Here is an 11,232-nt window from a genome sequence, read left to right as displayed (position 1 = left end):
TCGGCACTGCAAGCGCTCGCTGAACATATTCAAAGTGCTGCTGAAAGCTATCAGTGGCAACCGCCTGCTGGACAATTAGAACAGTTGCTCAGCGCGATTGATGATTGGGAGCAACAAACCCATAGCATACAATCTAAAGTGAGTGAGCAAAAACACTCTTGGCGAGTTTGGTTGCGTAAGTTAAAGCCAACCCCTGGTTTATTAATGGTGTTATTAGGTGTAGAGTCGCTAGCGTTAGTTACCGCCGTAATGCTGTTAATTGGGCCAACGCAACCTTTATCAACGCAGGTAACAACCCCGTTTGTGACCTTATCAACGCCTAAGTCAGAACAGACGCTACCTAGCGCGCATATTGTTTTTGCCGATACGATAACAGAGGCAGAACTTAACCAGTTATTAAATTCCGTGCATGCACAAATTGTCAGCGGGCCTTCGCAATTAAGGGTTTATCGTCTGGCTTTTCAGCTAACTTCAGGTATGACCTTGGGTTCGGTCGTTGAGTTATTGCGCAAGCACCCGAAAGTAACGTTTGTACAACCTATTTCTTAGTCGTTATGTTTAAGCGCTTAATTGATATAACGTGTTTGATGCTTACGATAGTGTTAAATGGTTGCGCGATTTGGCAAGCGACTACAATGCCTAAGCAATTACAAGATAGGCAGATAATTGTGACCTTATCTGAAGATAAACGCAGTTCTTGGTTAGCGATTGATTCCGAACTTAAGCAGCGTTACGCCTTGCAAGTAGTCGGTGAATTTCCATTGACTTCGATTCAAGTAAACTGTTTAGTCTATAGAGTTCCTGATAATCAATCAGTTAGCGACGTGATTGCACACTTAAAAACTGATCAGCGCATTCAGCTAGTTCAGCAAAATCAAGTATTTGCAGGACTGAGAAGCCAAGCCGGTGATGCTTATGCCGCGTTATCGTATGCCCCTAAAATGTTAGGTGTGGATGACGCGCACCAAGTGAGTACGGGTAAAGGTGTGTCGATTACGGTTATTGATACGGGAGCCGATAAAAATCATCCCGATTTAAAAGGCCAAGTCGAGGTAACGCGCAATTTTGTTGAAGGTGGCGAAGCGAGTTTTAGCCAAGATAAACATGGTACAGCAGTGCTAGGTGTGATTAGCGCAAGAGCTGATGATGGGGTTGGTATTTATGGCGTAGCACCCGATGCGAGCATTGCTATTTATAAAGCGTGTTGGTACGAAGATGCGAATAGTCGTGCCTTGTGCAGTAGCTGGACCTTAGCAAAAGCGCTGGATGCTGCTATTAATGCTAGCAGTCGAGTGATTAATTTAAGCCTGAACGGGCCTGCCGATGAATTATTAAAACAGTTAATCACTACGGCTTATCAACGCAATAGTGTTATTGTGGCCGCTGCTAACGAGCATAGCGATCAGCCTGGTTTTCCGGCTTCTATGGACAAGGTTATTCCAGTATTGGCGGCAGGACCTGATGGACATGTGGCTAAGCCCGTTTGGCCTAGTACGTTGAAATTGTTTGCCGCACCTGGTATAGAGATTTTAACTACGGCACCTAGGGACGGTTATGACTTTGTTTCGGGAAGCTCATTAGCCACTGCACATGTGAGTGGGGTGGCGGCCTTAATGCTGCAGTTTAAACCCGAGTTAACGCCAGAGCAGCTTCGTTCAGCACTAGTGTCTAGGAAGATGGTTGAAAAGTCCGAGCTAGCGTCGGTCAATGCTTGTGCTGCGTTAAAAAGGTTTGGGTGCAGCAGTCGATTGTCATTAAACTCCACTACCGTCGTACACTTTTTCATCTAAATAATAGTATTTAAATTTTCATGATTGAAAATAGGCATAAACAAGGAAGACGCTTGCCCAACTCAAAAAAACCGAGGTCGCAACGGTCTGTGCGGTGGATAGTAGAGTTCCATTTGATTTTCATGGCATAAACGCCTAAATAAACGAGCCACACATAAGCTAAAGAAACAGCAATAAGCAGGCGTGAGATCCGCTCAGGATCACTAAACCCAGTCTTTTGTAATTAAAAACCCCGGCTTTTAAAATCCGAAAACAGGGTTTAGATGCGGAAGCGATTTTATAGATTTTTATACCAGCGACAAGCGTCTTCTGGCAACTCCAAGTTGCTGACCAAATAAATCAGTTCATTGTAGTGCTTGCCCCAGTAAGCCACCGCCATGACCGGTCCATAACAGCAATGGGTGAAACGGACATCAACGATACCCGTGCATCCGACCTGTTCTGGACAGACATCGCTGGTACAGCATGGCTCACAGTTTCCAACTGTTCGGTCTTCTTGGCACACCGACATCTATCCTGACACAGAGGGCTAAAATAGCTAGACGTAATGTGCAAGATGAACAACGTTACAGTTGTCAAAATTCGGATGCAGCCCCCTGTCGTTCATGCTGACTTACCGCTATCAGGTGTTACTGGCAGTACTCTTAATTAAGGGTGTCCACATCGTATGTGGATAGTCAGTAATATTAATAAAAAAAATTTTAACGCTCGGAACTTTTTTTGAATAGAACGGTTTAAGTGACATGCTTGGTGGGTTTTTACCGTAGTACTTCTAGGCATGATTGTTTTTTTTCATCGATCCCCCTTTATACCTTCAGCTAAGCCGGTTTTCACTTGCTTAGTCTGAAGGTTTTTTTATGCCTATCACTCAGGTCGTCTCTACTGAGTCGGTGGTAGCACCACTTGCTTAGATTGTGGTAGCGACCACATCGCACCCGTTAAAGGGTCTACGACAAACATCCCTAAGAAACCGCCCGAAACTAGATTGCCCCAGTACCAGCCATTCAGTTCTGCATTAAGCGGCGCAGTTTGCGTGCTGTAATTGTCTTTCATAAACTTAATCGAGTATTTTTCGCCTTTAAAATAACCGGCATCGGTTTTTAATGTGACGGTAGCAGGCGTTGTACCATTATGAATAGGGGTACCTGCACGATTAACAATCACGAAGTCGCTACGATCGGGAATGCTGGAAATGGAAACAGGTTGCCTAGATTCGCTAACAATGCTGGCACAGCCAGATAAGACAACAATCAGAGAGGGGATAAGTAGTTTAATCGGAGGCAGCATAATTTAATCCTTGTGATTTTTATTGATAGCAATGGGTTAAAACTATTTCATCATTTTTTCTTTAAACATCGTGTCTAGCTTAGGATTAACTTCGTTATTATCATAAACGGGATAAGACGGGACGGGTCTAGGCGGTACGGCAACGGTTGGCTTGGGTTTTACCGCTGCTAAATCCGGTTTTGCAATAACGGCGTCATCAGGTGGGCACTCGTCAAATTTATAATCGTTATAACTGGTGTCTTGTTGTGGGTTTTCCCACGCATACGTTGGCGTTGTTAATGGTTCGGTAGGAATTAATAAGGTTGCGAAATCGACAAGACTAGTGCTTATGCGTCCGACGGTATGTAACACACCTTTGAAGACGCCGCCGGTTAAGGCATAGATGATATTACCCTCGTCATCGTTATAAAACGTTGACCACATTTTTAGGAATTTCTAGCAAGCTAGCATCGTAATTAGCGACTGCACGCAAGGCTTTATTATTGATTTGTTGGCGATAACTGCAAGGCTCTCGGCTTTGCAAATCGGTTATAGCACGGGTAGCATCGCTATTGTTTAGGGTAGGGTCAGCTTGGCTAACCGGTGTAAATGCAGGCAGTAAGCCACCGCACAAAAGATAAATTAACAGTAATCTGGGTTTCATCATGGCAAGCCCCGTCAGTCGATAGAAAAGGTTAGGAAAGTATAGCAGAACTTAAACTTTTGTTTGGTGGATACGCTGATATTGCTTAATCGTGTTGTGAGTGCAGGACGGGTTTATGGCCTATGCCTATGGATTCCGCTAGCATTAAAATCACGCCTAAGGTGATAGCCGAGTCGGCAATATTAAATACTGGAAAATGCCAACTTTGATAGTATACTTCTATAAAATCAATAACATATCCATACGCCAGTCGGTCGATTAGATTGCCTACCGCACCACCTAACACTAACGAAAGTGCGGCTGCTAGTAAATTTTCATGAGCTTGTAACCGTTTTAGCCAGACGCTAATCACAATACTCATAACAAAAGCAATGCCAGCGAAAAACCAGCGTTGCCAACCGCCGGCTTCGCTTAAAAAGCTAAAGGCCGCACCTATGTTATGGACATAGGTAATATTTAGCGACGGCATGACGGGTATTGACTCATAAAGCTGTAAGCTATGATCGATAAAAAGCTTGCTCGCTTGATCTAGCACTAAGGCTAATAGCGATAACCATAACCATTTAAGCATAATGTCTTATTTCTCCTGTACCGACGACGTTTTCAATACAACGCCCGCATAATTCGGGATGCTCGGCGTGCGAGCCTACATCGTCCCGTTGATGCCAGCATCGCACGCATTTTGTATGTTGAGAGGCATTGACTTTTATTCGTAACCCGTCAAGTTCGGTAGCGACTGCATCTTCAGGACATGAGCTTAATGGCTGCAAGTTGGCATTCGACGTTATTAAAATAAAACGGAATTCTTCGGCAATAGGCGTGAAAGCATCGTAGTACTCTGGGCTTAAATAGAGTTGAACTTCGGCAGCTAGTGACGCGCCAATTTCGCCTTTAGTACGACATTTTTCCAATTCTTTACTCACTTCAGCGCGCACGGTAATAACTTTTTTGCCAAAATTCTCGCGTGAATGGCGTGTTATCTGGTAAAGGTTTTAAGTCTGGATACCAGGTTTCTAATAACACCGATTCGCTACGCATACCTGGAATAAACTGCCAAATTTCATCAGCGGTAAATGTCAAAATCGGCGCTAGCCAGCGTGTTAACGCTTCTAACACATGATACATTGCGGTTTGCGCGGAACGCCTGGCTACACAATCGGTTTTCGCAGTGTATTGGCGATCTTTGATGATATCTAAATAAAAGCCACCTAAATCAATGACGCAAAAATGATGGACTTTTTTGAAATACCGTTTGGAATTGATAAGCTTCGTAAGCGGCAATCACGTCTTGTTGTAATTGATACGCTTTATCTAGGATGAAGCGATCTAGCGCAACCAGTTCGTCATTACTGACTAAGTGTTGGCTTGGCTCGAAATCAGCAAGATTAGATAATAAAAACCGCGCGGTATTGCGTAAACGTCGGTAGCCATCTGAAGTACGCTCCAAAATTTCTTCTGATACGCGCATTTCACCGCGATAATCCGTAGAGGCCACCCATAAGCGCAAGACATCAGCGCCTAATTTAGCCATAACAGATTGCGGCGGAATCACGTTGCCTTTGGATTTAGACATTTTTTCGCCTTTCGCATCGACCGTAAACCCGTGGGTTAGTACGGCTTGATAAGGCGCGACGTTATGCATAGCAACTGACGCTAATAACGACGATTGAAACCAACCCCGGTGTTGGTCAGAGCCTTCTAAATATAAATCGGCAGGGAACCTTAAGCCTGTTCTTCTGGCTAATACGGCAGCATGAGTGACGCCTGAATCAAACCACACATCTAAAGTATCGCTGATTTTGTCATAATTTTCAGCGTCATGGCCTAATAGCTCGTCAGCACTTAATTCAAACCACGCATCAATACCGTGTTGCTCTATACGCAACGCCACTTGCTCTATCAGTTGTTCCGTTTCAGGGTGTAACTCGCCGGTTTGTTTATGCACGAATAACGTGATGGGCACTCCCCAAGTACGTTGCCGTGAAATACACCAATCCGGTCGGCCAACAATCATGCTTTCAATACGCGCTTGTCCCCAATCGGGTATCCATTGCACGCGTTTAATCTCGGTTAAGGCTTGTGCACGCAAGTTATTTTTATCCATTGCAATAAACCATTGCGGAGTAGCGCGGAAAATAATCGGTGTATGATGCCGCCAGCAATGTGGATAACTGTGTAATAACGCGTGATGATGCAATAACTTACCGCGTTCTTTTAAGGTTTCTATGACTTTGTCATTGGCGCTAAACACGTGCATACCTTCAAATAACGCTGTTCCAGGTACAAAAACGCCATTGGCACCGACAGGATTATCAACCGGAAGCCCATAACGTTGACCCACAACATAGTCGTCTTGGCCATGTCCAGGTGCGGTATGTACCGCGCCGGTACCGGCTTCAATCGTGACATGTTCGCCTAAGATAATAGGTACTTGTCTATCATAAAACGGATGTTGTAATAGTAAATGCTCTAGTTCAGCACCTTGACAATTAGCGAGGACATGATACTCATCGATGTTAAAGCGTAGCATCGCTGATTTCATTAAATCATGTGCGAGTAGCAAGCGTTCTGGTTGGCCTTCGTGCTGACATTGCACCAATACATAATCCATATCAGCGTTCAGCGCGACGCCTTGGTTAGCAGGTAGGGTCCACGGGGTCGTTGTCCAAATCACGACCGAAATAGGGCCTTGACCTTGGTGACCCGGTTGTAACTGGCATGCGGCGAGAAATTTATCGCTATCTACGACGCTGAAACGAACATCGATGGCCGGTGAATGCTTATCTTCGTATTCGACTTCCGCTTCAGCCAATGCCGAGCCGCAATCGGTACACCAATGCACGGGTTTTGCGCCTTTGCTAATATGTTCGTTGCGGCAAATCTGAGCCAGTGAGCGCACAATATCCGCTTCAAACAGATAATCCATCGTCAAATACGGCTTATCCCAATCGCCTAATACCCCTAAGCGAATAAACGCGGCTTTTTGTAACTCAACTTGTTTAGCTGCGTAATCACGGCAAGCTTTACGAAATTCTTTGTGGGAGACTTTAACGCCAGCTTTACCGACTTTTTTCTCGACCATCAGTTCTATTGGCAAACCATGACAATCCCAGCCTGGCACATAAGGCGCATCGTAACCGCTTAACGTTTTAGCTTTAATAATAGTGTCTTTTAACACTTTATTAACCGCATGACCGATGTGAATTTCGCCGTTCGCATACGGTGGGCCATCATGCAAGACAAATAAAGGCCGACCTTGATTTTGCGCGCGAATTTTTTGATACAGCTCCAATTGTTGCCAGCGTTTTAAGCGTTCTGGTTCGCGCTGCGCCAGATTGGCTTTCATCGCAAAGCCAGTAGTGGGTAAATTTAAAGTGCTTTTATAATCCATTGTGGTCATGCCTTACGGTTTAATGGGCGGAGAGCTTGGCGCGGTTAAGCGCTAGTGGCGTATTCGCCGCTAAAAAATAATTTTGCAATATGAATATCGTTGTGTATTTGCGCGCTTAACGCATCAATTGAAGAAAAACGCATTTCATCCCTGATTTTGTGTTGAAAATGGACTTCGACATAGCGTCCATAGATTTCTTGATTAAAATCGAATAAATGGGTTTCCAATAATACTGTATTTGACCCGTCAAACGTAGGTCGAACACCGACATTAGCGATACCGTTTAAGACTAAGTCATTTAAGCCAGTCATCGTAACGGCAAATACTCCACTGACAGGAGTATTTCTACGCAACATCTTAATGTTAGCGGTTGGAAAACCTATTTGCCGACCGCGTTTACTGCCATGAGCGACGCGGCCACAGACCGAATAACTTCTACCCAGTAAGCGTTTCGCCTGGGTTAAGTCACCTAACGCTAAAGCATCGCGGATTAACGTACTACTCACGCGTAAACTATCCGTTAAAAAGGAGCCGGTATCTTCGACAGTAAACCCGTATTGCAACCCTTTAGCTTGCAATAACGTGAAATTGCCGCGTCGGGCTTTGCCAAAATGAAAATCGTCACCTATCACTAAATGTTTAATATTAAGTTTATTAAGCAAAATATCTGCAATAAACTGTTCGGCGTCGACGTTAGCAAATTGCCGGTTAAACCTTACGATTAATAGATTATCAATAGGTAATTTTTGCAAATTCAATGACTTTTTTTTCGCGTAAGCGCATAAGCCTAGGCGGCTCATTATCTTTGAGAAAATATTCAAGCGGTTGGGGTTCAAAAATCATGATAACAACCGGTAAATTCAACGCGTTACCACGAGCGACTAGCTTTTTTATCACTTCTCTATGGCCTAAATGCACGCCATCAAAATTACCTATGGTGAGTACGCAACCTTTACTAAAGGTTTGTAACTGAGATAAGCCTCGAATAATCTGCATGAAACTGACAAGAGCAAAATTTTTATTCTATCATGCGTAACAGTTTTAATCGCTGGTTTCGTGGCGAATTCGCCCGCGAGCGTGAAGAGTGCTGTAGAAAACGTGCCTGCTTGCTAAGACATGGCTATGAGTTGTTGTTAATTTCTTACACGACAGCGCCTACTTCAAGTCAGTCACCCAGCAAAGCTATTTTATTTCTTTTCAATAACTAACTTTTTTGAATTTATTGGTTAAATTTTTAATCGAGTTTGGTTAAACGCATGACTGTCATTGCTATGACCGGGTGGGTTGTGTATGATTTTAACGTTAAACCGATGCAAAAATGTTAAGTCATTGTTTTATAGTTTGATTTTATCTTTTTTGAATAATGCTGTTTACGTTAATGTGTCTAATCGTTAGGTTTCGTTACGGCATTATGATAGATACACCGGTAGACCGACCCTTTAATAAAAGTCCAGCCAATCGTTCTGATACGATGTTAGGATTTACCGATTTTGTGCACTGCCTATGAAATCACATACCCCTGAGCCAACAACTGATTTACGCCATTTTCATCGTATTGTGTTTAAAACCGATGCGATTTTAACGGGAAATGGTAAAACATGGCCATGTGCCATCTTAGATTTATCGTTAAAAGGTTGTTTATTGCGTTTTAATGATGTCTGGTTAGAAGACGAAGCCCAGACATTTTTGTTAACAATTACCTTATCCGAAGACGTAGCTATTCAAATGGAATTGCAGATGTCTCATATGATAGGCAATACAGTCGGCTTTAAATGCATACATATTGATCTTGAAAGCATTTCCAATTTACGTCGCTTAGTCGAGTTAAACTTAGGCGACAATCAGATTTTAGAGCGGGACTTGTTGGCCTTAAGCGGTGTAGGCCACGAGTAACGCATTGAATATTTTAATTATTTACCAAAGTTATCATGTCAGACCATTTAGTTGAAGAGCAAGAACAAATCAAGCAACGTCGTAGTAAATTAAGCGAGTTACGCAGAGGAGTTGCCTTTCCTACCGATTATCGCCGCGATGCGTTGGCGATAGAGTTAGTCCAGCAACACAGCGATAAAAGCAAAGAAACGTTAGACGCTGAGGCGATAAGAGTGAAGTTAGCTGGCCGCATCATGACGCGTCGCGTGATGGGTAAAGCGAGTTTTTGCCATATTCAAGATATGTCGGGCAAAATTCAGCTCTATGTTACGCGTGATATGTTGCCAGAAGGTGTTTATAACGAGCATTTCAAGAAATGGGATATAGGCGATATTATCGCTGCCGAAGGCGTGTTGTTTAAAACCCAAACTGATGAGTTAAGTGTCAAAGTTGATACGATTCGTTTACTGACTAAGGCGTTAAGACCGTTACCGGAAAAGTTTCATGGTTTAGCCGATCAAGAAATTAAATATCGGCAGCGCTATTTAGATTTAATCATGAGTCAGGAAACGCGCGATACGTTTTTAATTCGCTCAAAAATTATCGCGTTATATTCGACAGTTTTTACTAGATAGGCAATTTTTAGAAGTCGAAACGCCGATGATGCAAGTGATACCCGGTGGTGCAACGGCCAGACCGTTTGTCACGCATCACAATGCTCTGGATATGCAGTTATATTTGCGCATTGCCCCCGAGTTGTACTTAAAACGCTTAGTCGTTGGTGGTTTTGAGCGCGTATTTGAGATTAATCGTAATTTTCGGAATGAAGGCTTGTCTACACGTCATAATCCTGAATTTACGATGCTAGAGTTTTATCAAGCCTATGCCGAATACCATGATTTAATGGATTTGACCGAAGCGATGTTAAAAGGGATAGCAGAGCAGGTGATGGGTAAATCGGTGATTGATTATCAAGGTGATGAATACGATTTTGCGCAGCCGTTTCAACGTATGACCGTAGTCGAATCTATTTTTGCATTTTAATCCTGACTTAAGCTTAGCGGATATTAATACCAGAGAATCGGCTGCAAACACGGCAAGGCATCTGAAAATTCCGTTAAAAGACAGTTATGGCTTGGGTAAAATTCAAATTGAGATTTTTGAAAAAACGGTAGAAGGCAAATTAATGCAGCCGACGTTTATTACCCAATATCCGGTAGAGGTGTCGCCATTAGCTAGACGTAATGATCAAAATCTGGAAGTTGCTGATAGATTTGAGTTTTTTGTCGGTGGTCGTGAGATTGCTAATGGCTTTACCGAGTTAAACGATGCCGAAGACCAAGCGGCGCGTTTTCTAAAACAAGTTGAAGATAAAGAAGCGGGCGATGATGAAGCTATGCATTATGATGCAGATTACATTACCGCCTTAGAACATGGCATGCCGCCAACGGCAGGCGAGGGCATAGGCATAGACCGTTTAGTGATGTTGTTTACTAATGCACCATCAATACGCGACGTTTTGTTATTCCCACACATGCGGCCTAAGAGCTGATAAAAACCATGCGTTAACGCTAGGCTTAATAATTAGAAAAGTTCTAATCCTGTAAGGTTAATCTTAAGATTAAGGGGCAAGACATGAAAGACAAATCAACTGATAACGATATATTGCAAATGCTGGTGTCAATGCTTAGTGCGGTTTACTCAGCATTAAAGCAAGGTCTAACGACGTTATATGATTATTTTTTTAAGCCAGAACCTGATGTAGAGTTACATAAACCCCAAAATAGCCGTATCACTAAGCGTTGGCGCGCCGCTTTATTTGTCATGCTCGTCATGGTGTTAATATCGTTGTTTAACACCATGCGGGATATGCAACGTGATGAAATTCCGTATAGCGAGTTTATTAAGCAATTAAAAGCAGAAAAGATAGAGAAAGCGATTGTGACTGAGCGCTATATCTCTGGTGTATTTAAATCTGAACAAGCTGAAACACAAGGTCGGCCTTTTGTCACCGTGCCGTTATGGCAGTCTGACTTAGCTAAGTTATTACAAGAAAACAATGTTGATTTTGTCGTGCGTAGCGGCGAAAGTTGGATAACCTCGTTATTGTTTAACTGGATTATTCCCATTTTGATATTGGTTGCTATCTGGTCATGGGTGATACGCCGTACCTCAGGAATGCAACGCGGTTTTTTAAATATTGGCAATAAAGCGCATATTCATCCTGATTCATTGCCTAAAGTTACCTT

General features: G+C 43.1%; 10 protein-coding genes and 2 pseudogenes. 5 read left to right on the top strand and 7 right to left on the bottom strand.

The window, feature by feature from the left end; all coding sequences use genetic code 11:
* The coding region (locus tag VZ94_RS25930; protein ID WP_045779292.1) for a S8 family serine peptidase at window positions 1-549 on the top strand (549 nt) is incomplete at its 5' end.
* A 38-nt stretch (window positions 550-587) separates the two neighbouring features.
* Complete coding sequence (locus VZ94_RS11170) at window positions 588-1,790, top strand: S8 family peptidase (protein WP_204369117.1); 1,203 nt, start codon at window positions 588-590, stop codon at window positions 1,788-1,790.
* A gap of 879 nt (window positions 1,791-2,669) precedes the next feature.
* Here VZ94_RS11170 and VZ94_RS11165 read toward each other — a convergent pair.
* The 7 genes and pseudogenes from VZ94_RS11165 to VZ94_RS30690 all read right to left on the bottom strand — a co-directional run bounded on the left by VZ94_RS11165 (window position 2,670) and on the right by VZ94_RS30690 (window position 8,107).
* The gene (locus VZ94_RS11165; protein ID WP_045779291.1) at window positions 2,670-3,077 is read right to left on the bottom strand and encodes a hypothetical protein; all 408 of its coding nucleotides are present in this window, start codon (window positions 3,075-3,077) and stop codon (window positions 2,670-2,672) included.
* 42 nt (window positions 3,078-3,119) lie between these two features.
* Window positions 3,120-3,500 (bottom strand): hypothetical protein, encoded by a 381-nt coding sequence (locus tag VZ94_RS11160; protein WP_045779290.1) that lies wholly within the window; start codon window positions 3,498-3,500, stop codon window positions 3,120-3,122.
* Window positions 3,481-3,723, bottom strand: a complete 243-nt coding sequence (locus VZ94_RS11155) for a hypothetical protein (protein WP_131655537.1) — start codon at window positions 3,721-3,723, stop codon at window positions 3,481-3,483. The genes VZ94_RS11160 and VZ94_RS11155 overlap by 20 nt, the downstream gene beginning before the upstream one ends.
* Before the next feature lie 82 nt (window positions 3,724-3,805).
* Window positions 3,806-4,291 carry a signal peptidase II gene (lspA, locus tag VZ94_RS11150; protein WP_045779288.1) on the bottom strand — a complete coding sequence of 162 codons (486 nt, stop codon included), beginning with the start codon at window positions 4,289-4,291 and terminating at the stop codon, window positions 3,806-3,808.
* Window positions 4,284-7,111, bottom strand: a pseudogene (gene ileS, locus VZ94_RS11145) (isoleucine--tRNA ligase). Before ileS ends, lspA begins: the two are co-directional and overlap by 8 nt.
* A 44-nt stretch (window positions 7,112-7,155) precedes the next feature.
* Complete coding sequence (gene ribF, locus VZ94_RS11140) at window positions 7,156-7,869, bottom strand: riboflavin biosynthesis protein RibF (protein ID WP_275575211.1); 714 nt, start codon at window positions 7,867-7,869, stop codon at window positions 7,156-7,158.
* Window positions 7,844-8,107, bottom strand: a complete 264-nt coding sequence (locus tag VZ94_RS30690) for a hypothetical protein (RefSeq protein ID WP_275575210.1) — start codon at window positions 8,105-8,107, stop codon at window positions 7,844-7,846. The genes ribF and VZ94_RS30690 overlap by 26 nt, the downstream gene beginning before the upstream one ends.
* A 507-nt stretch (window positions 8,108-8,614) precedes the next feature.
* On the opposite strand from VZ94_RS30690, the gene VZ94_RS11135 reads away from it, so the two are divergent.
* The 3 genes and pseudogenes from VZ94_RS11135 to VZ94_RS11125 form a co-directional block, all read left to right on the top strand.
* On the top strand, window positions 8,615-9,004 hold the full coding sequence (locus VZ94_RS11135; RefSeq protein WP_045779287.1) for a PilZ domain-containing protein: 390 nt from the start codon (window positions 8,615-8,617) through the stop codon (window positions 9,002-9,004).
* 35 nt (window positions 9,005-9,039) lie between these two features.
* Window positions 9,040-10,535 (top strand): annotated as a pseudogene (gene lysS / locus VZ94_RS11130) (lysine--tRNA ligase).
* Window positions 10,536-10,618: 83 nt separating this feature from the next.
* The coding region (locus VZ94_RS11125) for an ATP-dependent metallopeptidase FtsH/Yme1/Tma family protein (protein WP_045779286.1) at window positions 10,619-11,232 on the top strand (614 nt) is incomplete at its 3' end.

The sequence above is a fragment of the Methylocucumis oryzae genome, from assembly GCF_000963695.1.
Classification (GTDB): Bacteria; Pseudomonadota; Gammaproteobacteria; order Methylococcales; family Methylomonadaceae; genus Methylovulum; species Methylovulum oryzae.
The sequence above is the reverse complement of the archived record's forward strand: the minus strand, read 5'-3'. Positions and strand labels throughout refer to the sequence as shown.